This is a genomic window from Pseudodonghicola sp., assembly GCF_048268305.1.
Lineage (GTDB): Bacteria > Pseudomonadota > Alphaproteobacteria > Rhodobacterales > Rhodobacteraceae > Pseudodonghicola.
Window position 1 is genome coordinate 324,096 of the sequence record NZ_JBLWVT010000005.1, and the last position, 25,918, is coordinate 350,013.

Consider the following 25,918-nt stretch of genomic DNA (forward strand, 5'->3'; position numbering starts at 1 on the left):
GCCTGTTACGGGAACAGCGGGGCCATGGTTAGCCCCTCCTCCTCATCCTCACCTAGCATCAGGTTGGCGTTTTGCAATGCCTGGCCGCTGCTACCTTTTGTCAGGTTATCGAGCGCGGCGAAGACGATTGTCCGCCCCGGCAGCCGGTCGGCGGCAACGCCGATGTGGCAATAGTTCGACCCGCGCACATGGTGGGTCGAGGGCGCCTCGCCAAAGGGCAGCACCTGGATGAAGGGCTCGGCCGCATAGGCCGCCTGCAGGGTGTCATAGATGACCTGCGGGTCGCCCTTGACATAGACGGTGCCGAGGATGCCGCGGTTCGCCGGGATCAGATGCGGGGTGAATTGCACCTTGACCGGCCGGCCGGCGAGTTTCGAGAATTCCTGATCGAATTCGCCCAGATGCCGGTGCGTGCCGCCGAAGGAATAGGGGTTATACCCCTCGCTCAGTTCCGCATGCAGCAGGTTTTCCTTCAGCGACCGCCCGGCGCCGGAAACGGCGCATTTCAGATCGAGGATGATCTCGTCCAGGTCGATCACCCCGGCGCTGATCAGCGGCCGCAGGGCGAATTGACCGGTCGCGGCGTTGCACCCCGTCCCGGCGACCAGCCGGGCGGCCCGGATCTCGTCACGATAGAATTCGGTGAGGCCATAGACCGCCTCTTCCTGCTGGGCGAGCGCGGCATGGGGGTTGCCATACCATTTCTCGTATTCCGCCGGATCGCGCAGCCGGAAATCGGCCGAGAGGTCAACGATCTTCAGATCGGCCGGCAGCGCCGCGATCACCTGCTGGCTGGTCTTGTGCGGCAGCGCGCAGAAGCACAGATCGATGGCAGAGAAATCAATCTCCTCGATCTTGCACAGCGTCGGCAGCTTCATGTGCCGCAGATGCGGAAACACCTCGGCCATTTCCATGCCGGCCTTGCGTTCGCCCGACAGGGCCACGATTTCGATGTTCCGATGCTGGGCAATCAGCCGGATCAGTTCGGCCCCGGTGTAACCGCTGGCCCCGAGAATGGCGACTTTATGGGTCATCTTAGACCTCTTCCCTTTTGAATTCATTGGGTTTTGCGACAGGCTTGGAAGGTCACTCAGACCTTTTCGAATTCCACTTGTCGTCGCAACAGCCGCATCGCCTGATCAGAGACCTTGCGCGGATTGCCGGTGGTCAGAAACCCACCCTTGCCGGCGCCCAGCATGCCCGGGTGACGGTTCAGATAATCCGTCAGGCTCTCGGCCACCAGATTGGCCTGGCTGAACACTTTCACATCCGGCCCCAGCGCCTCGCGGAAGGTGTCCTCGAGGATCGGGTAATGGGTGCAGCCCAGGATCGCCGCATCGGGCTTGGGCATCTTCCGCTTCAGCGCCTCGACATGGCTGCGCACCAGTGCCTCGGCCAGAATCCGGTCACCATCCTCGATCGCGTCGACGACGCCGCCGCAGGCCTGCGCCTCGACATCGACACCGATGGCCCGAAAGGCCAGCTCGCGCTGGAACGCCCGGCTCGCCACCGTCGCCGGCGTCGCGAACAGCGCCACGGTCTGCACCTCGACCTCGCGCGGGGGGGAATTGTCGCCCCACTGCCGTTCCGTCAGCGCCTCGATCAACGGCACGAAGACGCCAAGCACCCGCTTGCCCTGCGGCACGCCGGCCTCCTGCATCCGCCTGAGCGCCGCGGCGCTCGCCGTGTTGCAGGCCAGGATCACCAGATCGCAGCCACGATCCCACAGCGTTTCCACCGCGTGTTTGGTCAACTGATAGATGTCTTCGGCATCGCGCACCCCATAGGGCGCATGCGCGCTGTCGGCGAAATACAGAAACTCCACCTCAGGAAGGCGGTGCTGCACAGCGTCCAGGACGGTCAGCCCGCCCAGACCGGAATCGAAAATACCTACTGCCATTGCTCGTCAGGCGCGATGCCGTTCCTCGAATTCATTGCCATAGTCATAGGACTTCGGCGGTTGTGGAAACACCCCATACGTTGCTTTGCCCGGAAAATCCATCATCAGCGGCGCGTCCCGTGTCATCGGGGCCGAAATGTCGCCCCTGACGGGATTGCGCTTGCCCCCGCGCACCGGGCGGCCAATCCGCACGCGCAATTCTTTGATCAAAAGCCCGTGGCACAAGGCGCCCAGCAAGTCCGCCGAAGATCGGCAGCAGCCCCTTCCCGCGCACCTTCATCGGATGCGGCGACGATAACGGCGCCCCTAGCCGCCGATGACGATGCCGCGAGCCCTGCCGGGGTCACCCCTTCGGCCCTCTCCGCAGGTTTGATCAGACCCGCGCCCCCGGGGGGCCTTTTCCATCGGGCGGCTCCCTGCCCGGCCACCGCCCGCGACGGCCGGACGGAACGAACAGCCATCACCGGCAGCAGTCCGTCGCGCGCGCCCCAGACGGTCACGCCCGAATCACGCCTGCGCTGGTCGGCGCCGCTTTGCGACCAGAGGCCCGCGGCGCCGACAGCCGGATCACTCAGCCGCCTTGGCCAGTTCCGGGCCGCCCTGGCGGAAGCTCGCCAAAAGCTCCTCCCGCCGCTTGGCCGCCTTGGCCTCGTTCTCCTGCTTGACCGGGCCGAAGCCGCGGATCTGCAAGGGCAGAAGCGCCAGCGCCAATGCGATGTCGCGGGTCTCGGGCGTGACCTTCGGCAAGACCTCCTTCATGTCGCGCTCGAACTGCTTGATCAGCGCCCGTTCCATCTTGCGCTCGGCCGAATAGCCGAAAAGATCGAAGGGCGTGCCGCGCAGCCCCTTCATCCGGGCCAGAAGCTTGAGCGGCCCCAGCATCCATTCGCCGAATTCGCGCTTTTTCGGTCGCCCATCCGGCCCGATGCCGCCCAGGATCGGCGGCGCCATGTGAAAGCTCAGCTTCAGATCGCCTTCGAATTCGGCCTCGGCCTTCTCGCGGCTCGTCAACAGCAGCCGCGCGACTTCGTATTCGTCCTTATAGGCCAGAAGCTTGTGATAGCCGCGCGCGACCGCCTCCTTCAGCCCCTTGTCAGCGATCCCGTCCAGCAGCTTGCGATAGCGTTTCGCCAGCCGCGACCCCTGGTAATCGACCAGTTGCCGCGCGCGGAACTCGATCTTCTCGTCCAGGGTCTTGGGCAGTTCGATCACATTGGCAGCCGGTGCAATCAGCTTGGCGGCCTCCTCCGGATGCACCACCGCCCAGCGGCCGATCTCGAAGGCGCGCTGGTTCATCTGGACGGCCGCGCCGTTCAGCTCGATCGCCTGGGCAATCGCCTCATGGCTGATCGGCACCAGCCCACGCTGCCAGGCGGCGCCAAAGACCATCATGTTAGAATAGATCGAATCCCCCAGCGTCACCCGCGCCAGGTCCGAGGCATCGAACAGCGTCAGCCCGTCCTTGACCCGCGCCTCCAGCGCCAGCGACAAACGGTCGGTCGGGATGGTGAATTCGGTGTTGCGGGTGAAATCGCCGGTGATGATCTCGTGGCTGTTGACCACCGCGCCGCTTTGACCCGGGCGCATCAGCCCCAGCGTCTTGGCGCCGGCGCTGACCACCAGATCGCCGCCGATCAGCGCGTCGCATTCGCCGGTGGCGACGCGGATGGCGCTGATATCCTCGGGCTTTTCGGCCAGCCGGCAATGGATATGCACCGCGCCGCCCTTCTGGGCGAGCCCCGCCATCTCCATCATCCCGGCGCCCTTGCCGTCGATCTGCGCCGCCTGCGCCAGCACCGCGCCGATGGTGACGACACCGGTGCCGCCGACGCCGGTGATCACCACGTTATAGGTGCCATGGATCGCCGGCAGCTTTGGCGCGGGCAAATGCGGCAAGTCGAGATCGGCCGTCGCCTCTTTGCGGATCTTGGCGCCCTGCACCGTCACGAAGGACGGGCAGAAGCCCTTGAGGCAGGAGAAATCCTTGTTGCAGGACGACTGGTCAATCGCCCGCTTGCGGCCCAGCTCGGTCTCCTTCGGCACGATCGAGACGCAGTTCGACTGCACCCCGCAGTCGCCGCAGCCTTCGCAGACATCCTGGTTGATCAGCACCCGACGGTCGGGATCGGGGAAGGTGCCGCGCTTGCGCCGCCGCCGCTTTTCCGCCGCGCAGGTCTGGATATAGACGATGGCGGAAACGCCTTCCTTGTCGCGAAAATCCTCCTCGACCTTCAGCAGCTGGTCGCGCTCGAAGGTGGGCACGCCCGCCGGCATCGCCTTGAAATCCACGTCCTCTTTCTCGTCGTATACGATGGCGAGGTTTTGCACCCCCATCGCCTTCAGCTCGTTGGCGATGCGCGCCGCCGATAGGCCGCCCTCATTCTCCTGCCCGCCGGTCATGGCGACGGCGTCATTATAGAGGATCTTGTAGGTGATCGTGGTGCCTGCCGCCAAAGCCGCCCGGATCGCCTGCACGCCGGAGTGGTTATAGGTGCCATCGCCCAGGTTCTGGAACACGTGTTTGGTGTTGGAGAACGGCGCCTCGCCGATCCAGTTGGCGCCCTCGCCCCCCATATGGGTGAAGCCCAGCGTGTCGCGGTCCATCCACTGCACCATGAAGTGACAGCCGATCCCGGCATAGGCACGCGATCCTTCGGGGATCTTGGTGCCGGTGTTATGCGGACAGCCCGAGCAGAAATAGGGCAGCCGGCTGGCCAGTTCCTCGGCATTGTCGGCGCGCCGTGCATCGTCCAGCGCCTGCAGGCCGGCGCGGATCGCATCGGTGTCGCGCCCCTCCTCCAGCAGGATCTTGCCCAGCTTCTCGGCGATCATCAGCGGGTCGAGCGCGCCGCGCGTCGGGAACAGCTCTTCCTGATGCATGCCGCCGGCGCCGCCCTTGTACCAGCCATAGACCCGGCGACCGCGGCGGTCGTCAAAGATCGCCTCCTTGATCTGCACCTCGATCAGCTTGCGCTTTTCTTCCACCACCACGATCAGATCGAGCCCTTCGGCCCAATCGTGGAACCCCTTCATGTCCAGCGGAAAGACCTGGGCGATCTTATAGGTGGTGATCCCCAGCCGCTCTGCCTCGGCCTCATCTATGTTCAACATGGTCAGCGCATGTTGCAGGTCGAGCCAGTTCTTGCCCGCCGCCACCAGACCGATCTTGGCGCCCGGCTTGCCCCAGACCCGCTTGTCGATCTTGTTGGCATGGGCGAATTCCTCGGCCGCAAAGCGCTTGATGTCGATCAGCCGCGCCTCCTGCGCGGTGCGGTCGTCGACCAGCCGGATGTTCAACCCGCCCTCGGGCATGTCGAATTTCGGCGTCACCAGCTGCACCCGGTCCGGCCGGCCATCCACCACCGAGGTCACCTCGATGGTGTCCTTCATCGTCTTCAGGCCGACCCAGAGACCCGAGAACCGCGACAGGGCAAAGCCATAGAGCCCAAGATCGAGAATTTCCTGCACCCCGGCCGGGCTGACGATGGGCACATAGGCATCCATCAACGCCCATTCCGACTGGTGCAGCACGGTGGAGGATTCGCCGGTATGGTCATCCCCCATCGCCATCAGCACGCCGCCCAAGCGCGAGGTGCCGGCCATATTCGCGTGACGGATGGCGTCGCCTGACCGATCCACCCCAGGCCCCTTGCCGTACCACAGACCGAAGACGCCGTCGTACTTGCCTTCACCGCGCAGCTCGGCCTGCTGGCTGCCCCAGAGCGCGGTGGCCGCCAGATCCTCGTTCAACCCGTATTGAAAGGTGATGTCGCTGGCGGCGAGCGGCTTGGCCGCCCGGGTCATCTGCATGTCGACCGCGCCCAGCGGCGAGCCGCGATAGCCCGTCACCAGACCGGCCGTATTATGCCCCGCCGCCTTGTCCCGCGCCTTCTGCATCAGCATCAGGCGGACCAGAGCCTGGGTGCCGTTCAACAGCACCGGGCTCTTCTCCAGATCAAAACGGTCGTTCAGCGAAATTTTCTGCTGACTCATCTGCTCCTCCCAAAGCTGACTAGTTTGCAACAATTGCCGCCAATAATAGGTCAAAAAAGCTGACCTGTGTAGCGTTTTTTTGCCCATTTCCTTACGAAGCATAATACAGCATGTTAGATGCCCCACCCGCACTGGCGGGAAAGACCGCAAGAACGAAAGCGATACAGATGGATTGGGACAAGCTGAGAATTTTTCACGCCGTTGCCGACGCCGGCAGCCTCACCCATGCGGGTGACCGGCTGAACCTGTCGCAATCGGCCGTCAGCCGCCAGATCCGCGCGCTTGAGGAATCACTCAACACCACGCTGTTCCATCGCCACGCCCGCGGCCTGATCCTGACCGAACAGGGTGAACTCCTGTTCGAGGCGACCTCCTCGATGTCGAAACGGCTGGAGGCGGCCTCTGCCCGCATCCGCGACAGCGAGGAAGAGGTCTTCGGCGAACTCAAGGTCACCACCACCACCGGCTTTGGCACGCTCTGGCTGGCGCCCCGCCTGCCCAAGCTGTTCGAGAAGTTCCCCGACCTGAAGATCGACCTGATGCTGGAGGAGCGCGTGCTCGACCTGCCGATGCGCGAGGCCGATGTGGCGATCCGCATGAAGGAGCCGAGCCAGGCCGATCTGATCCGCAAGCGACTGATGACGGTGCAGATGCAACTTTATGCCTCGCGCGACTATCTCGACCGCGCCGGCACACCGATGTCGCTGGATGATATTTCCGACCACCGGCTGATCTGTCAGAGCGCCGGCGCCCATCAGGTGGCGGCGGGCGCTTCGCTGGTGCAGCAATTGATGGCCAATGGGCCGCATTCCCTGCTGACAGTGAATAACTACTTCGGCGTTCTGCAAGGGGTTCTGAACGATCTCGGCATCGGCGTTCTGCCCGACTACCTGACCGAGGAATTCCCGCATCTGGTCCGTGTGCTGCCGCAGATTGAATCGGGCGAAGTCCCTGTTTTTCTCGCCTATCCCGAGGAATTGCGCCACTCCAAGCGGATCGCGGCCTTTCGTGACTTCGTCCAGGACGAGATCATTCACCACCGCAAACAACTGCGGCAGCTCGGCAAGCTCTGAGCTATGCAGAAAAAACATGCCGGTCATGCTGCATATGCGGCATTATAGCGCTTGAACGTTCACGAAGTGACGCCTAAATGACCACGCGAAGGCGATGTCGCTCAGTTGCGCATCATCTTCATACCTCCCTGTTGGACTTGGGCCGAGCTTAGTGCTCGGCCTCTTTTTTTGTTCCAAGGTCTTTTCCGCATGCGCCGCCGATGCGCTTGGCCCTTTTCCCCAACGGGGCCATGCCCTAATAGAGGGCGCAGACAAAGCCACTCGGAGACCCCCGACCGATGCAAGACCCAGTGATTACGCCGGAGCTGATCGAAAGCCATGGGCTGAAGCCGGACGAATATCAGCGTATCCTCGACATCATCGGACGTGAGCCAACCTTTACCGAGCTTGGCATCTTCTCTGCCATGTGGAACGAGCATTGTTCCTATAAGTCGTCGAAGAAGTGGCTGCGCACCCTGCCGACGACGGGCCCGCAAGTGATCTGTGGCCCGGGCGAGAACGCGGGCGTCGTCGATATCGGTGACGGCCAGGCGGTCATCTTCAAGATGGAAAGCCACAACCACCCGTCCTACATCGAACCCTATCAAGGTGCGGCGACCGGCGTGGGTGGCATCCTGCGCGACGTCTTCACCATGGGCGCGCGACCGATCGCGGCGATGAACTCGCTATCCTTCGGGGCGGTCGATCACCCGAAGACCAAGCAACTTGTGCATGGCGTCGTCGCCGGCGTCGGCGGCTATGGCAACAGCTTCGGGGTGCCGACCGTCGGCGGCGAGGTTCGCTTCCACCCCGCCTATAACGGCAACTGCCTGGTCAACGCCTTTGCGGCCGGCCTGGCGGACGCCGACAAGATCTTCTACTCCGCCGCCTCCGGCGTCGGCATGCCGGTCGTCTACCTCGGCGCGAAAACCGGGCGCGACGGCGTCGGTGGCGCCACCATGGCCTCGGCCGAATTCGACGACACCATCGAGGAAAAGCGCCCCACCGTTCAGGTCGGCGACCCCTTCACCGAAAAGCGGCTGATGGAAGCCACGCTGGAACTGATGAAGACCGGCGCGGTGATCTCGATCCAGGACATGGGGGCCGCCGGTCTCACCTGCTCCGCCGTCGAGATGGGCGACAAGGGCGAATTGGGCGTGCGGCTCGACCTGGAAAAGGTGCCCTGCCGCGAAGTAGGCATGACCGCCTACGAGATGATGCTGTCGGAAAGCCAGGAGCGGATGCTCATGGTTCTGCGTCCGGAGAAGGAAGCCGAGGCGCGCGCGGTGTTCGAGAAATGGGATCTGGACTTCGCCATCGTCGGGGAGACGATCGCCGAAGACCGCTTCCTGATCATGATGAACAACGAGACCAAGGCCGATCTGCCGCTGTCGAAACTGTCGTCCGAGGCGCCGGAATACGATCGTCCCTGGGTCGAGACCCCGGCCGCCGAAGCCCTGGGCGAGGTGGCGCAGATCGACCCCATCGACGGGCTGCGTGCGCTGATCTCCTCGCCGAACTACGCGGCGAAACAGTGGGTCTATGAGCAATACGACAGCACCGTGATGGCCGACAGCGCCCGCGGCCCCGGTTTCGGCGCCGGCATCCTGCGGGTGCATGGCACCGACAAGCTGCTGGCCTTCACCTCGGACGTCACCCCGCGCTATGTCAAGGCCAACCCGGTCGAAGGCGGCAAGCAGGCGGTGGCGGAAGCCTATCGCAACCTGACCGCCGTCGGCGCCACGCCGCTGGCCACCACCGACAACATGAACTTCGGCAATCCGGAAAAGCCCGAGATCATGGGCCAGTTCGTCGGCGCGATCAAAGGCATCGGCGAAGCCGTCTCCGCGCTCGACATGCCGATCGTCTCGGGCAACGTGTCGCTTTATAACGAGACCGATGGCGTCGCGATCCTGCCGACACCCACCATCGGCGCCGTGGGTCTGATCGCCTGCGAGGCGGATATCATCGGCACCCGGGTGCGCGAGGGTCACGTCGCCCTGCTGCTGGGCGAGACCCTCGGCCATCTGGGCCAATCCGCCCTGCTGGCCGAGGTCTTCAACCGCGAGGAAGGCGATGCGCCCCACGTCGATCTCGATGCCGAAAAGCGCAACGGTGATTTCATCCGCGCCAATCGCGAGCTGATCACCGCCTGCACCGATCTGTCGGACGGCGGCCTGGCCCTGGCCGCGTTCGAGCTGGCCGAAGGCTCTGGCGTCGGCGTGCATCTGGACAGTGGCGCCACCCCGTTCCTGTTTGGCGAGGATCAGGCCCGCTATCTGATCGCCTGCAACTTCGATCAGGCCGAGGCGCTGATGACCGCCGCCGGTCAGGCCGGGGTCACCCTGAGCACGGTCGGCCGTTTCATCGGCGATACGGTACGCTTCGACGGCTCCGAGGCGCCGCTGGCGGATCTCTCGACGCTCTATCGCACCAGCTTCGAAGCCGCCCTGGGCTGAGCCCCGACACAGACGTCCCAACGGGCCGCCGCGCTTGCGCGGCGTGCCCTTGCGTCCTACATCTGGACGCGAGACCAACAGGAGTTACCCCGCATGGCCATGCAAGCCCACGAAATCGAAACACTGATCCGTGCCAGCTTCCCCTCCGCGAAGATCACGATCACCGATCTCGCCGGCGACGGAAACCACTGGGCCGCCGAGGTCGTCGACGAAAGCTTTCGCGGCCAGAGCCGGGTGCAGCAACAGCGCGCCGTCAATGCCGCGGTGAAATCCGAAATCGACAGCGGCAGGCTGCATGCCCTGGCGCTGACCACCAAGGCGCCCGACTGACGGCCCCTTCCCCCAATCCCCCTGCCGCAAGGAGACGCGCAAATGACCGACGCAGCAGATCGCATTCAGCAAACCATTTCCGCCAATGACGTGGTGCTTTACATGAAGGGCACCAAGGACGCACCGCAATGTGGCTTCTCCAGCCGTGTGGCCGGTGTCCTGAACTATATGGGTGTCGACTTTCAGGACGTGAACGTCCTGGCAGATGCCGACATCCGCCAGGGGATCAAGGATTTCTCCGACTGGCCGACGATTCCGCAGCTCTACGTCAAGGGCGAATTCGTCGGCGGCTGCGACATCGTCACCGAAATGACCCTTTCGGGAGAGCTGGACCAGCTCTTCGACGACAAGGGCATCACCTATGACAAGGATGCCGCCGAGAAGATCCGCGAAGCGAATTCCTGATCGCCGCATGACCGTTACGAACGAAAAGGGGGCCATTCGGCCCCCTTTTTATGTCCCGACGTGAGGTTCAGCGATCACTCGACCGCGCCCTTTTCCTCGATCTCGTCGGCCAATGCCTCGGCACGGGCGGCCAGCTCGGCCAGGGTTTCGGTGACCGCGGCCGGCACCACCGGCACCTCGATGCGTTCCGGCGCCGGAGCCGGCGCGTTGCGCAACGCCTCAAGCTCCGCCTCGCGCTCGGCCAATTGCGCCTCGACCTCGCGGATACGGTCCTCGACCGCGGCCGTCTTGTCGGCCAGCATCAACCCGGCCATCAGCAGCATCCGCGCCTCGGGCATCCGACCGATCTGATCGGACAGCACGCTGGCCTCGTCATCCAGCATCTTGGCGGCGGCGAAAAGATAGCCCTCCTCGCCCTCCTGACAGGAAACCTCGAACCCCCGGCCGCCGATATGGATCGTCACCTCAGGCATCATTCGTCCTCCCCTTCGGGCATATTGCGCGCGCTCGACAGCAAGGGCTCAAGCCGCGACAGGATGGCGCCCGCCTCGGCCGCCTCGGCGGCGCGGGTGGCGCGCAGCCCCTCAAGCTCGGCCAGCATGGCGCGGTTGATCAGCGCGGGTTCCCCCACGCCGGCCTCATTGGCCTCGCGCAGGGCGGCATTGGCCTCGCGCAGTTGTTCGTTCGACTTTCGCAGACGCTGCACATCCATGTCGAGCCGTGCCGCCATCTCGGCCTGATGCGCCACCTCGGCCTGCAGCACCTCAAGATCGCCAGGGACCGCGCCGATCCGGGCCGCGGCCAGTTCGGCCTGCAGCGCCGCGATCTCGGCCCTGAGCGCTTCGATCTCGGTATCGGCGGGCTCGCCCTCGACCGCCCCGGCCTCGATCAGCGCTTCGAGCGCGGCGATCTCCTCGGCGTGACGATCCTTCAGATGTTTCAGCCGTTCCTCAAGCTGCGCGTTGGCGAGCTTTTCTTCCTCAAGCGCCTCTGCCAGACCGGCCTCGGCCACGGCCTGACTGCCAGCCCGTTCCGCCAGCGCGCCCAGACCCACGCTGATCCGGGCCATCGCCGCCGTGATCCGGCCTTCCAATTCCTCTATCTGGCTCATGCCTCTTACCTTTTCTGCGGCGGTTTCACCACTCCGGCCCGGAACGCCGCATAGAGCAGCGGGCTCTGCCGAATCGCACGGCGGGCCGATTGACACCCAGTCTAGCGAAACCTCCGGGAAAATACCCCCCCTTTGGTTTCAAGCACTTGGCCGGCTCACCTGATGTGCGACCCACCGCACTGGGCGGCGAAGCTTGATCTTTGGTCCTCGGGTGATATTGAGCGGCATCTCCGCCCGCAACGCCAGAGGATTTCTCCCGTGGACTTGACCGCCCTGCGCACCGCCCATCCCGACCACTGGAACAAGGCCGCCGCCATCCGCACGCTGACGCTGGATGCCGTCGCCGCCGCCAACTCGGGCCACTCCGGCATGCCGATGGGCATGGCCGACGTGGCAACGGTGCTCTATGAAAAACACCTGAAGTTCGACGCCGCCGCCCCCAACTGGCCCGACCGTGACCGCTTCATCCTCTCGGCCGGCCACGGCTCGATGCTGCTCTATTCGCTGCTCTATCTCACCGGCTATCCCGAGATGACCATCGAGCAGATCAAGAACTTCCGCCAATGGGGCGCCATCACCGCGGGTCACCCGGAATATGGCCATGCCCCGGGGATCGAGACCACCACCGGCCCGCTGGGCCAGGGCATCGCCACCGCCGTGGGCTTTGCCATGGCCGAAGAAATTCAGCGCGCCCGCTATGGCCGCAAGGTGGTCGATCACCATACCTATGTGATGGCCGGCGACGGCTGCCTGATGGAAGGGATCAGCCAGGAGGCCATCGCCTTTGCCGGCCGCCAGCAACTGGGCAAGCTGATCGTCTTCTGGGACAACAACAACATCACCATCGACGGCACCGTCGAGCTGTCGGATCGCACCGACCAGTTGGCGCGCTTCCGCGCATCGGGCTGGCATGTGCAAGCGATCGACGGCCATGATCCCGAAGCGATCGACGCCGCCATCGAAAAGGCCAAGGCCAGCCGCAAGCCCTCGATGATCGCCTGCAAGACCCATATCGCCCTGGGCTCCTCGGCGCAGGACACCTCCAAGGGTCACGGCGCGCTGACCGATCCCAAGCTGATCGCCGACACCAAGGCCGCCTATGGCTGGACCGCGCCGGCCTTTGAAATCCCAGCCGACATCAAGGCCGAATGGGAGGCCATCGGCAAGCGTGGCGCCATCGAGCGCGCCAATTGGGACATCCGCTTTGCCTCGCTCTCCGAGCGCAAGCAGTCGGAGTTCACTCGCGCCTATGACCGCGAGGTGCCGAAAAAGCTGACCTCGGTGATCCGCGCGCTGAAGAAGGACATGAGCGAGACCGCGCCGAAGCTCGCCACCCGGGCCAGCTCGGAAAAGGTGCTTGAGGTGGTCAACCCGCTGATGACCGAGACCGTCGGCGGCTCGGCCGATCTGACCGGCTCGAACAATACCAAGACCCCCGATCTCGACGCCTTCATGCCCGAGAACCGCAAGGGTCGCTATGTCTATTGGGGCATCCGCGAACACGGCATGTCGGCGGCGATGAACGGCATGGCGCTGCATGGCGGCGTGCGCCCCTATGGCGGCACCTTCATGGCCTTCACCGACTATGCCCGCCCGGCGATGCGGCTGGCGGCGCTGATGCGCATTCCCACCGTCTTTGTCATGACCCACGACTCGATCGGGCTGGGCGAGGATGGCCCGACCCATCAGCCGGTGGAGCATCTGGCGATCTCGCGCGCGACACCGAACACCTATGTGTTCCGCCCCGCCGACACGGTGGAAACCGCCGAGGCCTGGGAGGTCGCGCTGACCTCGAAGGAAACCCCCTCGGTGCTGTCGCTGACCCGTCAGGGCGTGCCGACGGTGCGGCTTGAGCACAAGATGAACAACCTCACCGCCCAGGGCGCCTATGTGCTGGCCGAGGCCGAGGGCAAGCGTGAGGCGATCCTGATCGCCACCGGCTCCGAAGTCTCCATCGCCATGGCGGCGCGCGAGTTGCTGCAGGCCGAAGGCATCGGCACCCGCGTGGTCTCCATGCCCTGCATGGAGCTTTTCGCCGAGCAGGACGAAGCCTATCGCCGCAAGGTGCTGCCGGCCGGTCCGGTGCGTGTCGGCGTCGAGGCCGCGGTGCGCGCCGGCGGCTGGGATCGCTGGCTGCTGGGCGAGCGCGGCCGCGAGGGCAAGGCGGATTTCGTCGGCATGGCAAGCTTCGGCGCCTCCGCCCCGGCCGATGTTCTCTACGAGAAATTCGGCATCACCGCCAAGGCCGTCGCCGAGAAGGTCAAGGCGCTGCTGGCCTGATCCGGCCCAGAGCAACGAGATGAGGAGGGGCCAAGCGGCCCCTCTTTTCGTTTCCGAAGCGCCGAACGCACGCGTCCGGCCCTGAAGCTGGCCCGGCCCCGAAACTGGAAAGACGCTTGGCGTCTGTTGCCCGGCCGTCAGGCCGGGCCGCGCCCACCCAGGGTCGGGCGCGTCCCTCAGCGCAGCGAAAGCAACGCCCGGGGCTCCGCCCGTTCGGCCCTGAAACCGTCCCCCGGACGGTTTCCGAGACGGGCCTCACCCCGCCTTGCGCGCCACCAGATCGACCAGCGCCGACAGGCCCGAATGCCCCGGCCCCTCGTCGATCTCGCGGTCGTAATCCTCAAGCCGCAGGATCTCCCAACCGGCGAAGGCGCCGCGCAGCAATTCCTCGGTATACATATGCGCCGGATTGCCCGGGCCCCCGGTGCCATAGCCCACCTGCCTCGGCGCATAGCCGTGCAGCAACAACAGACCGCCCGGCGCCACCGCCTGCGCCATCCAGTCGAACAGCTTGGCCCGCAGCTCCGGCGGGGTGAATTGGATGAAGACGCCGACCACAGCGTCATAGGGCTGGCTCCAGTCCCAATCCTCGATCCCGGAGTGATGGACATCGACCGAAACGCCCTTCTCCGCCGCCAGCGCACGGGCCTTCTCCAGCGCCACCGACGAGGCGTCGAAGGCCGTCACCCGATGCCCCAGCCCGGCCAGATGAACCGAATTGCGCCCCTCGCCATCGGCGACACAAAGCACCCGCGCCCCCGGCGCCAGCATGCCGGCCTGCGCCCGGACGAAATCCGCCGGCTCAACCCCGAACAGATACCCCGGCTTGGCGTAACGCTCGTCCCACATCGACATCCCTGCCCTCCGATCTTCAGCTTTCTCAAGGGGATATGGGCGAAAACCCGACCGCTTCAACCGCCAGTCAGAACAAAGACAATTGATCACCCTTCTGCGGCGGCACCTTGAACAGATCACAACGCAAGGCGGGCACCGCACGATCCAGCCCCAGCCGTTTGGCGGCGGCGCGGAACCGCTGGGCGATCAGCCTGGCATATTCGCCCTCGCCCCGCATCCGATGGCCCCAACGCGGATCGTAATCACGCCCGCCATGCATCTCGCGCAACCTGGCCATGACGCGGGCGGCCCGGCCCGGTTCATGCTCGGCCAACCACTCCTGCCACAGTTCCGACACCTCACGCGGCAGTCGCAGCATGATCCAGCTCGCCGCATCCGCCCCCGCCTCGGCCCCGGCCTCGAGGATCGCCTCCAGCTCGTGATCGGTCAGCGCCGGCACCACCGGCGAGACCATCAACCGCACCGGCACGCCGGCCTGCGTCAGCCGCCGGATCGCCGCCAACCGGCGCGCCGGCGCCGGCGCCCGCGGCTCCATCCGCCGCGCCAGCCCGGGATCCAGCGTGGTGACCGAAATGCCGACCCGCACCAACCCCTTGGCCGCCATCGGCGCCAGGATGTCCAGATCACGCTCCACCATCGCGCCCTTGGTGACGATGGCGACCGGATGGTCGAAGTCCGCCAGCACCTCCAGCACCGCGCGGGTCAGGCCACGGTCGCGCTCCACCGGTTGATAGGGGTCGGTATTGGTCCCCAGGGCCAAGGGCGCCACCCGATAGCGTTTGGCGCTCAACTCCTGCCGCAACAGCTCTGCCACCTGCGGTTTCGCCACCAGCCGGGTTTCGAAATCGAGCCCCGGCGACAGCCCCAGATAGGCATGGCTGGGCCGCGCGAAACAATAGACGCAACCATGTTCGCAACCGCGATAGGCGTTCACCGACCGGTCAAAGGGCAGATCGGGCGAGCGGTTGAAGCTGAGGGCACTGCGCGCCACCTCCTCCCGCACCTCGGTGCGAAAGCCGGGGCGCGGCTCGGGGATATCCCAGCCGTCCGCCTCCTCAACCCGCGCCAGATCGAACCGGCCGGCCTGATTGCTGGCCACCCCGCGCGCGCGCCGGCGTGCCTGATCTATGGGAATTTCGAGACTCATGGGCGTCAAACTAGAACATAAAGAGAACATTCACAATCTCCCACCGCTTGCTGCCGCGATTTCGCGCCGATGGTCGGTTGCGGCGCTGCGAATGTCGCAATTATCGCGCCCCGATCGCCGCCCCCTTGGCATCAAGAAGGGCAGACAGCCACCGCCAGCCAGGGAAGACACCCATGTCGGAACAAGACGACGACATCATCCTCAGCGCACTCGATGACGACGAGCTGGTCCAGCAGATGTTTGACGACCTCTATGACGGTCTGCGGGAAGAGATCGAGGAAGCCGTTCACATCCTCCTCGACCGCGGCTGGGCGCCCTACCGCGTGCTGACCGAGGCGCTGGTCGGCGGCATGACCATCGTCGGCAACGACTTCCGCGACGGCATCCTCTTCGTGCCCGAGGTGCTGCTGGCGGCCAATGCGATGAAGGGCGGCATGGCGATCCTGAAACCGCTGCTGGTCGAGACCGGCGCGCCGCGCATGGGCAAGATGGTGATCGGCACGGTGAAGGGCGACATCCACGACATCGGCAAGAACCTGGTGTCGATGATGATGGAAGGCGCCGGTTTCGAGGTAGTTGACCTCGGCATCAACAACGCGGTCGACAGCTATCTCGCGGCGCTCGACGCGGAAGAGCCCGACATCCTCGGAATGTCGGCGCTGCTGACCACCACCATGCCCTATATGAAGGTGGTGATCGACACATTGGTCGAACAGGGTCGCCGCGACGATCTGGTCGTATTGGTCGGCGGCGCGCCGCTGAACGAGGAATTCGGCCGGGCGATCGGCGCCGACGCCTATTGCCGCGATGCCGCCGTGGCGGTGGAGACGGCGAAAAGCTTCATCGCCCGCAAGCACAATGCGATGAGCGCCTGAGCCATGGTGCGGCGGCGCTCTGCCGGCCGCCCCGGGAGGCGCCCTGCCGCCAGGCTCAGCGACCGGGCCCTGACCGAAGCGGGCCTGGCGCCTCCCCTTGCCTCTCCGGCCGCCAAGCCCGGGCAAATCCTTCTGATCGCCTGCGGCGCGCTCGCGCGCGAAATCCTCGCCCTGCGGCAGGCGAACGGCTGGCATCACCTCGACCTCACCTGCCTGCCGGCGATCCTGCACAATCACCCCGGCCGGATCGCCGAAGCGGTCGAGAGCGCGGTTCGCGCCTATCGCGGCGACTATGATCAAATCTATGTGGGTTACGCCGATTGCGGCACCGGCGGCGGGCTGCGGGCCACCTGCGACCGGCTCGGAGTCGAGATGATCCCCGGCCCCCATTGTTATGCCTTCTTCGAGGGCAATGCCCGCTTTGCCGATCGCGAAGAGGCCACCGCCTTCTATCTCACCGACTTTCTGGTCCGCCAGTTCGACGCCTTCGTCTGGCGCCCATTGCGGCTGGAGGATCACCCGGAACTGCGCGATCTCTATTTCGCCAATTACACCAAACTGGTCTATCAGGCACAGACCGATGACGCCGGCCTGACCGACAAGGCCCGCGCCTGCGCCAGCCGGCTGGGCCTGGATTTCGAGCGCCGCTTCACCGGCTATGGGGAGCTGGAAACGACCCTCGCAGGATGGACCGGACCCTAAGCGCCGAAATGCGCCTGCGGCGCATGCCTTCGGCGAGAGTATTTCAACAGAGAAGAAGGCTCAAAGGGGCGGTCCACCCCGCCATCCGGCGCGACCAGGCGGCCGGCGGGATGGCGGGGCTTCTCCTCTGACGGCCATCGGCTCTCCAGCCTGTACCGCACCGCAAGCAGAGCAAAGCTTGATTAAACTCAGGTTAACCACGCGCGCCGGTTGTGGCCGCCGGGCGCAGGCACCTCTTTCTTCTCTGTAAAAATACTCAAATTCCAGGGCCTGTCACGGCGACGCCCCTCGATCGCCCGAACCCGCCCTCAGACCGCTTCGGCGGCAACCTTGCGGATGCGTTCGATCATCGCGCGCAGCCCGTTCGAGCGCTGCGCCGAGAGGTGATCATTCAAGCCCAGCCGCCCCATCTCGACGCGGGCATCGACCTTGAGCACCTCGGCCACCGGCAGCCCGTTGTAGAGCTTGCGCAGCAGGGCAATCAGCCCGCGCACGATCATCGCGTCGCTGTCACCGTCGAAATGAAAGACGCCGCTCTCGATCACCGGATGCAGCCAGACTTGGCTGGCGCAACCGTCGACCTTGGTGGCCGGCACCTTCAAGGCCTCGTCCAGTGGCTCCATCGCCTTGCCCTGGTCAATCACATGTCGATAGCGGTCCTCCCAATCCTCGAGAAATTCGAAATCATCGACAATCTCTTCGAATGCAGGCTGCGCCATGTCGCTTTCCTCGGTGGTGACGTCCGATCCTGACCTATGACCCTGGCCTGCGGCTGTCCAGACCCGGCTTGCCGCTTTTCAACCGGGTCACGATGCGGTAACCGGGTGGGACAGAGCTAGAACGAGTGTGGGCAAGATGCACAAACCTCTCACCGCCCTGCTGCTTGCGGGACTGATCCTGGCCGGATGCGGCTGGCGCGATTCGCACCTCAATCCGGGCAACTGGTTCGGCAAGAGCCACACCGAGCGCGTCGAGATGACGAATCCGGAACCGACCAATCCGCTGGTGCCGAAGAAGACCAAGAAGAGCATCTTCGCCAAGCCCTCGGCGGCGGATTTGAGCCTGCCGATCGCCCAGGTCACCAAGCTGGAGATCGAGCCCACCAATACCGGCGCGATCATCTATGTCGAAGGCGTGGCCGCGCGGCAGGGTCCCTATGCGGTCGAACTGCGCGACATCAGCACGCCGGAGGAGAAGGCCGATGGCGTGTTGTCGCTGTCGTTCCGGGTCACGTATCCCAATGCGTCCACGCCCCAGGGCAGTGACTTCTCGCGCACGGTGCGGGCGGCCAAGACCCTGAGCAAGGGCAAGCTGGCGCCGATCCGCACCATCCGGGTGGTCGGGGAGACCAACGTTCAGGTAATCCGCCGGCGCTGAGCCTGCGGTCCCGCGCGCGCCCCGGCCCTTCGGCCGGGGACTGCGCTTTACAGATCGACGACGCGCACCGTCTGCCCCTTGGCCGCCAGGGCGATCTTGCCCTCGCAGAGCCTGAGCGCATCGGCGCCGAACACCTCTTTCCGCCAACCTTTCAGCGCCGGCAGATCCCGCTCTCCGCCAGCGATGGCATCCAGATCGGCGCTGGGGGCGATCAGCTTGGCCGCCACCCCGGCGCTTTCGGTCTTGGCCTTCAGCAGCACCCGCAGCAGATCGGCCAGCGCCGGGTTCACCTGCAGTTTTTCGCGGCTGCGGTCGAGCTTTGGCAGTTGATCGGCAGGGCAGTCGATCCCCTCGCCGATCGCCTTCAGGATGCCGTCGGCGATGGCCCCCTTGCGGGCCTCGCGCAAAAGCAGGCGCAGGCCGCCCAGATCGGCATGGGTGCGCGGCTTGACCGAGGCCATCTCGACCAGGGCGTCGTCCTTATAGACCCGGTTGCGCGGGATGTTGTGGTCCTGCGCATAGGATTCGCGAAAGGCGGCAAGCGCCCGAACGATCGCGAGGAAACGGGCCGAATTGGTGCGGGTCTTGACCCGGTGCCAGGCCTCTTCCGGCCGCAGATCATAGGTGGCCGGATCGGTGAGGATCTCCAGCTCTTCGGTAACCCAATGGCTGCGGCCCGATTTCTCCAGCTCGGCGGCGAGATATTCGTAGATCTTGCGCAGATGGGTCACATCGGCCAGCGCATAGACCTTCTGAGCATCGCTCAGCGGCCGGCGTGACCAATCGGTGAAGCGCGATGTCTTGTCGAGCGGCTGATGCACGATCTTGCGCACCAATGTCTCGTATCCCGCCTGTTCGCCAAAGCCGCAGACCATGGCGGCGACCTGGGTATCGAACAGCGGTTTCGGGAAGACCCCGGCATCGACCCAGAAGATTTCCAGATCCTGACGTGCGGCATGGAAGACCTTGACGACGCTTTCATCGCGGAAAAGCTCATAGAGCGGCTCCAGCGATATGCCTTCGGCCAGCGGGTCGACCAGGACGGCCGTATCATCGCTGTTGCCAGGCATGGCGAGCTGCACCAGACAGAGCTTCGAATAATAAGTCCGCTCGCGCAGGAACTCGGTATCGACGGTGACATAGGCCTTGGTGCGGGCGGTGTCGCAGAAGGCCTGAAGCTCCTGCGTGGTGGTGATCGTTTTCATCAAATGCGTTTTCTATCGTCCTGAATTCGGTTCCGGGCGGGCGCGCGCCCGCGCCCAAACGCCGGATTATGAACTCATACGCTCATCGTAAACGTATTGCAAATCCGGAGCGTGACGGCGCCCGAGTGCTCAGCCAAGCAGAACCGGAGTACGGTCGCCCGCTGCGAAACGGCGCAGCACCGCCGGATAGAGCTTGTGCTCCTGCTCAAGCACCCGGGCGGCGAGGATGTCAGGGGTGTCCCCCGGCAGCACCGGCACCCGCGCCTGGCCCAGGATCGGCCCATCGTCGAGCTCTGCCGTCACCTCGTGCACGGTGCAGCCGTGCTCGCTGTCGCCGGCCTCCAACGCGCGGGCATGGGTATGCAGCCCCTTGTACTTCGGCAACAGCGAGGGGTGGATGTTCAGCATCCGGCCATTCCACTGGCTGACGAAACCGGCGGTCAGCACCCGCATGAAACCGGCGAGGCAGATGATGTCCGGTTCGGCGGCCAACAGCGGTTTCATCAGCTCGGCCTCGAAGGCGGCGCGATCCCCCTTGAACGGGCGGTGATCGACGAAGGCAGTGGGCACGCCGCGTTCGGCCGCCTTGACCAGCCCGCCGGCCTTGGGGTCGTTCGACAACACCAGACAGGGACGCGCGGGGTGGTCACCGGTCATGCTGTCGACCAGCGCCACCATATTCGATCCGCCCCCCGACACCAGGATGGCGACGCGCTTGTGAGTCACTTCAGCGCCCCCTTATAGGCGACGCCCTGCCCTGCGGTGATCACGCCGATGCGGGCGACGGTTTCGCCGGCCTCGGTCAGCAGCGCCGTCAGGGCATCGGCCCGGTCGGCGTCGACCACGGCGACCATGCCGATGCCGCAGTTGAAGGTCTTCAGCATCTCGGCCTCGGCCATGCCACCCACCTCGGCCAGCCAGGCGAAGACCGGCGGCAGCGTCCAGGCATCCAGGTCGATCTCGGCGCCCAACCCCTCGGGGAAGACGCGCGGCAGGTTCTCGGTCAGCCCGCCGCCGGTGATATGGGCCAGCGCGTGCACGCCCCCCGCGCGCACCGCCGCCAGCGCCTGCTTGACATAGAGCCGGGTCGGCGTCAGCAGCACCTCGCCCAGCGAGCCTTCGGCCCAGGGGCAGGCATCGTCCCAGCCCAGCCCCGAGATCTCGACCAGCTTGCGCACCAGCGAATAGCCGTTCGAATGCACCCCGTTCGAGGCGAGGCCCAGCAGCACGTCGCCTTCGACCACCCCCTCGGGCAACGCGGCGCCGCGTTCCATGGCGCCGACGGCGAAGCCCGCCAGATCGAAATCCCCAGCCGGGTACATGCCGGGCATTTCCGCCGTCTCGCCGCCGATCAGGGCGCTGCCGGACTGCGCGCAGCCCTCGGCGATGCCCTCGATGATCCGCGCGGCCTTGTCGGTTTCGAGCTTGCCGGTGGCGAAGTAATCCAGGAAGAACAGCGGCTCCGCCCCCTGGCAGACCAGATCGTTCACGCACATGGCGACCAGGTCGATGCCGACGCCGTCGACATTGCCGGTGTCGATCGCGATCCTCAGCTTGGTGCCGACCCCATCGGTCGCCGCCACCAGCACCGGATCGCTGTAGCCGGCCGCCTTCAGATCGAAGAGCGCGCCGAAACCGCCCAACCCGCTCATCACGCCGGGACGGTTGGTCCGCTTGGCGGCAGGCTTGATCCGTTCGACCAGATCGTTGCCCGCGTCGATATCCACGCCTGCTTCGGCATAGGTGATGCCGTTCTTGCCTGTCGTCATCGGCCGGTCCCTTTGTTCGCTGATTGCGCGCGAGTTAGTCCATTGCGCGCCACGATGCAACGGTTGGCTGCAGCCAAGGCTTGACGTCGGGCAGGATCATGATACCCAAACGCTCAGGCGGGCCTGTAGCTCAACGGTTAGAGCAGAGCGCTCATAACGCTTTGGTTGCGGGTTCAAATCCTGCCGGGCCTACCAAATCTTCCGGATCTCGCCGCAGACGGCCGCCTCGCCTCGGGCGATGCCAGCCCCGGTCAAGTCCCTGCCCGCCGATCCGCCCCCGCGGAATAGTCATGTGCCGGGGCGGCACATCTGCCCCGCCCCGGCCCTGTGTCACTTGCAGATATGCACCTCGGGCCGCAGACCGCCGTGGAAATCGCCGTCCAGCGACCGTTCGACCTGCGCGGCAAGCTGCAGCAGCAACCCGTCGTTGGCCTGTTTCGTGGTCAGATGCATCCCCAGCGGCAGCCCGTTGGGCAGCCGGCCCAGCGGCAGCGAAATGCCCGGGGTGCCGGCAAGGTTGCAGATCGGCGTATAGGCGAAGAAGGCCCAGAGGTTGCGGAACCAGTCCATCACCGAGGGGTTGTTCGACGAGGTCAGGTATTCCTGCGTGTCCAGCAGCGGCGTCGGCTTCGCGATCACCGGGGTCAGGATCACGTCCCATTCCTCGTAGAACTCGCCAAGCTGGCGCGACACCGTGTTGAAGGCGAGCTGCATGTTCGCCCGGTCGGTATAGCTGCCGTTGATGCCGGCCTCCCAGATCAGGATGTTGATCGGCTCGATCAGCCCCTGCGGCGGCCGGTCATAGCCGCGCGGCAGCAGCAGGTTGTTCACCGTCTGCGCGAAGTTGGTGATATAGCACGAGGTCTGCGCGTCATAGGAAAGCTCGAAATCGACCTTGGGCACCACCCATTCGACATGATGCCCCAGTGCGGCAAACTGCTTTGCCACGCGTTCCAGCTCGGCCACGATCTCCGGGGTGGCCTTGTGCGGGCCCCATTCGTGCGACACCGCGATCTTCAGCGGCTTCGGATCGCGCTTGATCAGATCGAGATAGGGTTCGTCCGGGAACCAATAGGGCATGAATTCGCCCGGGGCGCCACCACGGCAGGCATCGACGAAGGCAGCGCTGTCGCGCACGGTGCGGGTGATCGCCCCCTGGGTCGAGACGACCGAACTGAAGTCCGAGGCATGGGGCGCCTGCGAGAACACCCCGCGCGAGGTCTTGATCGAAATCGCGCCGTTGACGCCCGCCGGGATGCGCAGCGACCCGCCGCCATCCGACCCGCTGGCCATCGGCAGCGCGCCGGCACCCACCATCACGGCGGAGCCGGCGGAAGACCCGCAGCTGGTGAACTCGGTGTTCCAGGGGTTCTTGGTGGTATGCAGCGCCGGGTTCTCGCAGGAACTGCAGGTGGCGAATTCCGGTGCGGTGGTGCGGCCGATCAGGTTCAGCCCCGCCTTGCGGAACTGGCTGGTCAGGAAGCCATCCGCCGCCGCGCGGTTGCCCTGCAGCAGCATGGATCCCATCTCCTGCAGTCGGCCCTTCATCGTGGTGCAGCCGGTATCCTTCACCAGGAAAGGGATGCCGGCGAAGATGCCGTCAAGATTGGTGCCGTCGACGAGAGGGTCTTTCACCGCATCCTCGAAGATCTCCAGCACCCCGTCGATCTCCGGATTGACCTTGGCAACCGCCTCGGCCGCCTGGGCGGCAAGCTCGGCCGGGGTCACCTCGGAATTGCGCACCAGTTCGGCCAGACCCAGAGCGTCCTGAGCGAACCATTCATCCCAACTCATCACTGTTGGCATCAGTCTTCCTTTCGATGTCTCAGCCAGCACCCCGGCGGGCACGGACGCCAGGGGCCGCCCCCGAGAGCCCGGGGGCGGCCCCTGCGCATGATCTGCCATTCTCTCGCCGCAGTTAGAAGCCACCGCCGCTCTCGCCAGACGATTTTGCAGAACTTTGTGCGATTTCGTCCCCGGCTGCGCCGGAAAAATGGTTCAAATCGGCAGTGTCGGGCGACAGGCGGTCAGACGCCGCCCTGAAAACCGCTCAGTATCCGGGTCAGGTTCACCCCCAGCGTGTCCGAGATATAGCCCCCTTCCTGCACGAAAAGTACCGGCAGGCCGGTCGCCGCGATGGCGGCGCCGATGCGGGCGAATCCCTCCTGGGTGATCGCCAGCCCCTGGAACGGGTCGTCGATCGAGGCGTCGAGCCCGAGCGCCACCACCAGGGCATCGGTGCCGAAGCTGCGCACCCGTTGCAGGGCGACCTCCAGGGTCTGCAGATAATCGGCGTCGCCGGTGCCGCGCGGCAGCGGCAGGTTCAGGTTGAAGCCCAGCCCCCGGCCGGTGCCGCGTTCCTGTGCGTGCCCCCAGAAGAAGGGATAGAACCGCTCGGGGTCGGCATGGATCGACACGGTCAGGATGTCGTCGCGGTCATAGAACATGCCCTGGGTGCCATTGCCATGATGCACGTCGACATCGAGGATCGCCGGCCGGAACCCCTTGGCGCGCAGACGCTCGGCGGCGATGCCGGAGTTGTTGAGGAAACAGAAGCCCCCCGCCATATCGGCGAAGGCATGATGCCCCGGCGGCCTTGACAGCGCATAGGCGGCCCGCGCCTCGCCGCTGGAAATCAGATCGGCGCCGGTGATCGCGGTCTGCGCCGACCAATAGGCCGCCTCCCAGGTGCCCTCGGCGATCGGACAGGCGGTATCGGCCTGGTGATAGCCGGCCTGCCCCACCGCGGATTTCGGATAGCTGTCGCTGCGATTGCCCGGGTGGATGTTGGGGATCACCTCCTCCCCGGCGCCCTCGATCCGGCGCCAGCGCGGATAGATGGTTTCGAGAAAGGTCAGATATTCAGCCGAATGCACCGCGGCGATCGGACCCATCCCGGCATCGGCGGGCGCCTGGAACGCGCAACCGGCGCCCTCGGCCCCGGCGCGCAGGATCTCGATCCGCCGCGGCTGTTCCGGGTTCGGCCGGATCGCGCCGCTTGAGATGAAGTGCTTGGGATCATGCCGCCACTGGCGGTCGTCAAAGATGGCTTTCATGCGTCTCCTTTCAGGGCCTCGAATCCGGCCGCTTGCAAGATCATATCAGTATGGCCGGAGGCCGCCGTGAACCCCAGCCGGTCATAAAAACGCCGCGCTCCGGGCGAGCTGTCATAGACCTGCAGCTTGAGAAAACCGGCCCCCCAGCAGCGCGCCGCATCAGAGGCGGCGGCGCGCAGCAATCGCCGCCCCAAGCCGGTCGCGCGCTGTTCGGCCGCGACCCAGAGGTCGGAGACATAGACCCCGGCGCCTCCGCGCACCGTCGAGAAGACCGGAGAATACATCACCACCCCGACGATGGCCCCCGCCACCTCGGCCAGGTGCGCGCGAAAGGCCGGGGTCGCTCCCCAGCCCGCCGCCTCCAGCGCCGCATCGGTTGCCTGGTGAGTATCGCCCAGATCGGCCGACAACCGGGTCAGCGCCGCATTCAAGCGCACCGCATCGGCGCGCTCGGCAAGCCGGATCGAAACCGTCATCAGATCGCCGTCCTGTCGGCGCCCTTCAGCCCCAGCATCGCGCGGGCGTCCTCGGGGCTGGCGACCTCGCGGCCCAGATCCTCGACGATGCGGCGAATCTTGGTCACCTGCTCGGCATTGGAACGGGCGAGTTCGCCGCGCGAGATCATCAGGCTGTCCTCCAGCCCGACCCGCACGTGGCCGCCCAGGGTCGCGGCCAGCGTCGCCAGCGGCATTTGATGCCGCCCCGCCGCCAGAACCGAAAAGGCATAGTCTTCCCCGAAAAGCTTGTCGGCGATCCGCTTCATGTGCATCAGGTTCTCCGGATCGGCGCCGATGCCGCCCAGCACGCCAAAGACGAACTGGATGAACAAGGGCGCCCGCACCAGCCCGCGATCGACGAAATGCTTCAGCATATAGAGATGGCTGACGTCATAGCATTCGAATTCGAACCGCGCGCCGCGCTCCTGTCCCACCTCGGTGAGGATGCGGGCGATGTCGCGCGGGGTGTTCTTGAACACCAGATCGTCGGAATTCTCCAGGAATGGCTTTTCCCAGTCGTATTTCCAGTCACTGATCCGCTCCGCCGCCGGATAAAGGGCGAAGTTCATCGTTCCCATGTTCAGGCTGCACATCTCGGGTTCGACCCGCTTGGGCGCGGCGAGACGATCCTCCAGCGTCATCACCGCGCTGCCGCCGGTGGTCAGGTTCAACACCGCGTCGGTGGCCTGTTTCAACCGCGGCAGGAAGGTCATGAAATGCGCCGGATCGGCCGAGGGGCGGCCATCGTCCGGATCGCGGGCATGCAGGTGCAGGATCGCCGCCCCCGCTTCGGCAGCCGCCAGAGCGTGTTCGGCGATCTGCTCCGGGGTGATCGGCAGATAGGGCGACATCGACGGCGTGTGGATCGAGCCGGTGACGGCGCAGGTGATGATGATCTTGGACAT

The 25,918-nt window shown here is 65.4% G+C and carries 24 protein-coding genes and 1 tRNA gene; 9 read left to right on the forward strand and 16 right to left on the reverse strand.

Annotated elements, in window-relative coordinates; translation table 11 throughout:
* Nucleotides 1–5 precede the first annotated feature (5 nt).
* The 4 genes from argC to ACN0V4_RS11835 all read right to left on the reverse strand — a co-directional run bounded on the left by argC (nt 6) and on the right by ACN0V4_RS11835 (nt 5,893).
* Nucleotides 6–1,034, reverse strand: a complete 1,029-nt coding sequence (argC, locus tag ACN0V4_RS11820) for an N-acetyl-gamma-glutamyl-phosphate reductase (RefSeq protein ID WP_417676285.1) — start codon at nt 1,032–1,034, stop codon at nt 6–8.
* Nucleotides 1,035–1,090: 56 nt separating this feature from the next.
* Nucleotides 1,091–1,900 carry a glutamate racemase gene (locus tag ACN0V4_RS11825; protein ID WP_417676287.1) on the reverse strand — a complete coding sequence of 270 codons (810 nt, stop codon included), beginning with the start codon at nt 1,898–1,900 and terminating at the stop codon, nt 1,091–1,093.
* Nucleotides 1,901–1,906: 6 nt separating this feature from the next.
* Nucleotides 1,907–2,110: a hypothetical protein gene (locus ACN0V4_RS11830; protein WP_417676289.1), complete on the reverse strand. Its 204-nt coding sequence runs from the start codon at nt 2,108–2,110 to the stop codon at nt 1,907–1,909.
* 357 nt (nt 2,111–2,467) lie between these two features.
* Nucleotides 2,468–5,893 (reverse strand): indolepyruvate ferredoxin oxidoreductase family protein, encoded by a 3,426-nt coding sequence (locus ACN0V4_RS11835; RefSeq protein ID WP_417676291.1) that lies wholly within the window; start codon nt 5,891–5,893, stop codon nt 2,468–2,470.
* A gap of 167 nt (nt 5,894–6,060) precedes the next feature.
* Here ACN0V4_RS11835 and ACN0V4_RS11840 point away from each other — a divergent pair, with 167 nt between their 5' ends.
* The 4 genes from ACN0V4_RS11840 (at nt 6,061) to grxD (ending at nt 10,139) form a co-directional block, all read left to right on the forward strand.
* Nucleotides 6,061–6,966, forward strand: a complete 906-nt coding sequence (locus tag ACN0V4_RS11840) for a LysR family transcriptional regulator (RefSeq protein ID WP_417676293.1) — start codon at nt 6,061–6,063, stop codon at nt 6,964–6,966.
* Nucleotides 6,967–7,244: 278 nt separating this feature from the next.
* On the forward strand, nt 7,245–9,404 hold the full coding sequence (gene purL, locus ACN0V4_RS11845) for a phosphoribosylformylglycinamidine synthase subunit PurL (protein WP_417676295.1): 2,160 nt from the start codon (nt 7,245–7,247) through the stop codon (nt 9,402–9,404).
* Nucleotides 9,405–9,497: 93 nt separating this feature from the next.
* Entirely contained in the window at nt 9,498–9,734 is a 237-nt protein-coding gene (locus tag ACN0V4_RS11850; protein WP_417676297.1) for a BolA/IbaG family iron-sulfur metabolism protein, read from the forward strand.
* A gap of 42 nt (nt 9,735–9,776) precedes the next feature.
* Nucleotides 9,777–10,139: a Grx4 family monothiol glutaredoxin gene (gene grxD / locus ACN0V4_RS11855; RefSeq protein ID WP_417676299.1), complete on the forward strand. Its 363-nt coding sequence runs from the start codon at nt 9,777–9,779 to the stop codon at nt 10,137–10,139.
* Between the two features lie 74 nt (nt 10,140–10,213).
* On the opposite strand, the gene ACN0V4_RS11860 is transcribed toward grxD, so the two are convergent.
* Together ACN0V4_RS11860 and ACN0V4_RS11865 are read right to left on the reverse strand one after the other, a co-directional pair.
* Entirely contained in the window at nt 10,214–10,612 is a 399-nt protein-coding gene (locus tag ACN0V4_RS11860; RefSeq protein ID WP_417676301.1) for a cell division protein ZapA, read from the reverse strand.
* Nucleotides 10,612–11,250: a hypothetical protein gene (locus ACN0V4_RS11865; protein WP_417676303.1), complete on the reverse strand. Its 639-nt coding sequence runs from the start codon at nt 11,248–11,250 to the stop codon at nt 10,612–10,614. Before ACN0V4_RS11865 ends, ACN0V4_RS11860 begins: the two co-directional genes overlap by 1 nt.
* A 258-nt stretch (nt 11,251–11,508) precedes the next feature.
* On the opposite strand from ACN0V4_RS11865, the gene tkt reads away from it, so the two are divergent.
* On the forward strand, nt 11,509–13,530 hold the full coding sequence (tkt, locus tag ACN0V4_RS11870) for a transketolase (protein ID WP_417676305.1): 2,022 nt from the start codon (nt 11,509–11,511) through the stop codon (nt 13,528–13,530).
* Between the two features lie 255 nt (nt 13,531–13,785).
* Here tkt and ACN0V4_RS11875 read toward each other — a convergent pair whose 3' ends face one another.
* The gene (locus ACN0V4_RS11875; RefSeq protein ID WP_417676400.1) at nt 13,786–14,379 is read right to left on the reverse strand and encodes an SAM-dependent methyltransferase; all 594 of its coding nucleotides are present in this window, start codon (nt 14,377–14,379) and stop codon (nt 13,786–13,788) included.
* A 73-nt stretch (nt 14,380–14,452) separates the two neighbouring features.
* On the reverse strand, nt 14,453–15,532 hold the full coding sequence (locus tag ACN0V4_RS11880) for a PA0069 family radical SAM protein (protein WP_417676307.1): 1,080 nt from the start codon (nt 15,530–15,532) through the stop codon (nt 14,453–14,455).
* A gap of 173 nt (nt 15,533–15,705) precedes the next feature.
* On the opposite strand from ACN0V4_RS11880, the gene ACN0V4_RS11885 reads away from it, so the two are divergent.
* Together ACN0V4_RS11885 and ACN0V4_RS11890 are read left to right on the forward strand one after the other, a co-directional pair.
* Nucleotides 15,706–16,407, forward strand: coding sequence for a corrinoid protein (locus ACN0V4_RS11885; RefSeq protein WP_417676309.1), 702 nt, complete (start codon nt 15,706–15,708; stop codon nt 16,405–16,407).
* Nucleotides 16,408–16,410: 3 nt separating this feature from the next.
* Nucleotides 16,411–17,109 (forward strand): DUF1638 domain-containing protein, encoded by a 699-nt coding sequence (locus ACN0V4_RS11890; RefSeq protein WP_417676311.1) that lies wholly within the window; start codon nt 16,411–16,413, stop codon nt 17,107–17,109.
* A 308-nt stretch (nt 17,110–17,417) separates the two neighbouring features.
* On the opposite strand, the gene ACN0V4_RS11895 is transcribed toward ACN0V4_RS11890, so the two are convergent.
* Nucleotides 17,418–17,828, reverse strand: a complete 411-nt coding sequence (locus ACN0V4_RS11895; protein ID WP_417676313.1) for a SufE family protein — start codon at nt 17,826–17,828, stop codon at nt 17,418–17,420.
* 136 nt (nt 17,829–17,964) lie between these two features.
* Here ACN0V4_RS11895 and ACN0V4_RS11900 point away from each other — a divergent pair, with 136 nt between their 5' ends.
* Nucleotides 17,965–18,486 carry a hypothetical protein gene (locus tag ACN0V4_RS11900; RefSeq protein ID WP_417676315.1) on the forward strand — a complete coding sequence of 174 codons (522 nt, stop codon included), beginning with the start codon at nt 17,965–17,967 and terminating at the stop codon, nt 18,484–18,486.
* 47 nt (nt 18,487–18,533) lie between these two features.
* On the opposite strand, the gene rnd is transcribed toward ACN0V4_RS11900, so the two are convergent.
* The 3 genes from rnd to purM all read right to left on the reverse strand — a co-directional run bounded on the left by rnd (nt 18,534) and on the right by purM (nt 21,460).
* Nucleotides 18,534–19,691 (reverse strand): ribonuclease D, encoded by a 1,158-nt coding sequence (rnd, locus tag ACN0V4_RS11905; protein WP_417676317.1) that lies wholly within the window; start codon nt 19,689–19,691, stop codon nt 18,534–18,536.
* 129 nt (nt 19,692–19,820) lie between these two features.
* Nucleotides 19,821–20,417, reverse strand: a complete 597-nt coding sequence (gene purN, locus ACN0V4_RS11910) for a phosphoribosylglycinamide formyltransferase (RefSeq protein WP_417676319.1) — start codon at nt 20,415–20,417, stop codon at nt 19,821–19,823.
* Nucleotides 20,414–21,460, reverse strand: coding sequence for a phosphoribosylformylglycinamidine cyclo-ligase (gene purM, locus ACN0V4_RS11915; RefSeq protein WP_417676320.1), 1,047 nt, complete (start codon nt 21,458–21,460; stop codon nt 20,414–20,416). Before purM ends, purN begins: the two co-directional genes overlap by 4 nt.
* A gap of 119 nt (nt 21,461–21,579) precedes the next feature.
* Here purM and ACN0V4_RS11920 point away from each other — a divergent pair.
* Nucleotides 21,580–21,655, forward strand: a tRNA-Ile gene (locus ACN0V4_RS11920).
* Nucleotides 21,656–21,790: 135 nt separating this feature from the next.
* Here ACN0V4_RS11920 and ACN0V4_RS11925 read toward each other — a convergent pair.
* The 4 genes from ACN0V4_RS11925 to ACN0V4_RS11940 all read right to left on the reverse strand — a co-directional run bounded on the left by ACN0V4_RS11925 (nt 21,791) and on the right by ACN0V4_RS11940 (nt 25,918).
* Nucleotides 21,791–23,266 carry an amidase gene (locus ACN0V4_RS11925; protein WP_417676322.1) on the reverse strand — a complete coding sequence of 492 codons (1,476 nt, stop codon included), beginning with the start codon at nt 23,264–23,266 and terminating at the stop codon, nt 21,791–21,793.
* Nucleotides 23,267–23,487: 221 nt separating this feature from the next.
* Nucleotides 23,488–24,516 carry a histone deacetylase family protein gene (locus ACN0V4_RS11930; RefSeq protein WP_417676324.1) on the reverse strand — a complete coding sequence of 343 codons (1,029 nt, stop codon included), beginning with the start codon at nt 24,514–24,516 and terminating at the stop codon, nt 23,488–23,490.
* The gene (locus ACN0V4_RS11935; RefSeq protein WP_417676326.1) at nt 24,513–24,992 is read right to left on the reverse strand and encodes a GNAT family N-acetyltransferase; all 480 of its coding nucleotides are present in this window, start codon (nt 24,990–24,992) and stop codon (nt 24,513–24,515) included. Before ACN0V4_RS11935 ends, ACN0V4_RS11930 begins: the two co-directional genes overlap by 4 nt.
* The gene (locus ACN0V4_RS11940) at nt 24,992–25,918 is read right to left on the reverse strand and encodes a 3-keto-5-aminohexanoate cleavage protein (RefSeq protein WP_417676328.1); all 927 of its coding nucleotides are present in this window, start codon (nt 25,916–25,918) and stop codon (nt 24,992–24,994) included. The genes ACN0V4_RS11935 and ACN0V4_RS11940 overlap by 1 nt, the downstream gene beginning before the upstream one ends.

Excerpts from the sequence above, each read along its gene's own strand:
- ACN0V4_RS11940 (WP_417676328.1), bottom strand. The coding sequence starts at position 25,918 with ATGTCCAAGATCATCATCACCTGCGCCGTCACCGGCTCGATCCACACG.
- ACN0V4_RS11925 (WP_417676322.1), bottom strand. The coding sequence starts at position 23,266 with ATGCCAACAGTGATGAGTTGGGATGAATGGTTCGCTCAGGACGCTCTG.
- ACN0V4_RS11835 (WP_417676291.1), bottom strand. The coding sequence starts at position 5,893 with ATGAGTCAGCAGAAAATTTCGCTGAACGACCGTTTTGATCTGGAGAAG.
- argC (WP_417676285.1), bottom strand. The coding sequence starts at position 1,034 with ATGACCCATAAAGTCGCCATTCTCGGGGCCAGCGGTTACACCGGGGCC.
- grxD (WP_417676299.1), top strand. The coding sequence starts at position 9,777 with ATGACCGACGCAGCAGATCGCATTCAGCAAACCATTTCCGCCAATGAC.
- ACN0V4_RS11860 (WP_417676301.1), bottom strand. The coding sequence starts at position 10,612 with ATGCCTGAGGTGACGATCCATATCGGCGGCCGGGGGTTCGAGGTTTCC.
- purL (WP_417676295.1), top strand. The coding sequence starts at position 7,245 with ATGCAAGACCCAGTGATTACGCCGGAGCTGATCGAAAGCCATGGGCTG.
- ACN0V4_RS11890 (WP_417676311.1), top strand. The coding sequence starts at position 16,411 with ATGGTGCGGCGGCGCTCTGCCGGCCGCCCCGGGAGGCGCCCTGCCGCC.
- ACN0V4_RS11930 (WP_417676324.1), bottom strand. The coding sequence starts at position 24,516 with ATGAAAGCCATCTTTGACGACCGCCAGTGGCGGCATGATCCCAAGCAC.
- ACN0V4_RS11865 (WP_417676303.1), bottom strand. The coding sequence starts at position 11,250 with ATGAGCCAGATAGAGGAATTGGAAGGCCGGATCACGGCGGCGATGGCC.
- purM (WP_417676320.1), bottom strand. The coding sequence starts at position 21,460 with ATGACGACAGGCAAGAACGGCATCACCTATGCCGAAGCAGGCGTGGAT.
- rnd (WP_417676317.1), bottom strand. The coding sequence starts at position 19,691 with ATGAAAACGATCACCACCACGCAGGAGCTTCAGGCCTTCTGCGACACC.
- ACN0V4_RS11850 (WP_417676297.1), top strand. The coding sequence starts at position 9,498 with ATGGCCATGCAAGCCCACGAAATCGAAACACTGATCCGTGCCAGCTTC.
- ACN0V4_RS11895 (WP_417676313.1), bottom strand. The coding sequence starts at position 17,828 with ATGGCGCAGCCTGCATTCGAAGAGATTGTCGATGATTTCGAATTTCTC.
- ACN0V4_RS11880 (WP_417676307.1), bottom strand. The coding sequence starts at position 15,532 with ATGAGTCTCGAAATTCCCATAGATCAGGCACGCCGGCGCGCGCGCGGG.
- ACN0V4_RS11825 (WP_417676287.1), bottom strand. The coding sequence starts at position 1,900 with ATGGCAGTAGGTATTTTCGATTCCGGTCTGGGCGGGCTGACCGTCCTG.
- ACN0V4_RS11900 (WP_417676315.1), top strand. The coding sequence starts at position 17,965 with ATGCACAAACCTCTCACCGCCCTGCTGCTTGCGGGACTGATCCTGGCC.
- ACN0V4_RS11840 (WP_417676293.1), top strand. The coding sequence starts at position 6,061 with ATGGATTGGGACAAGCTGAGAATTTTTCACGCCGTTGCCGACGCCGGC.
- ACN0V4_RS11935 (WP_417676326.1), bottom strand. The coding sequence starts at position 24,992 with ATGACGGTTTCGATCCGGCTTGCCGAGCGCGCCGATGCGGTGCGCTTG.
- ACN0V4_RS11875 (WP_417676400.1), bottom strand. The coding sequence starts at position 14,379 with ATGTGGGACGAGCGTTACGCCAAGCCGGGGTATCTGTTCGGGGTTGAG.
- ACN0V4_RS11885 (WP_417676309.1), top strand. The coding sequence starts at position 15,706 with ATGTCGGAACAAGACGACGACATCATCCTCAGCGCACTCGATGACGAC.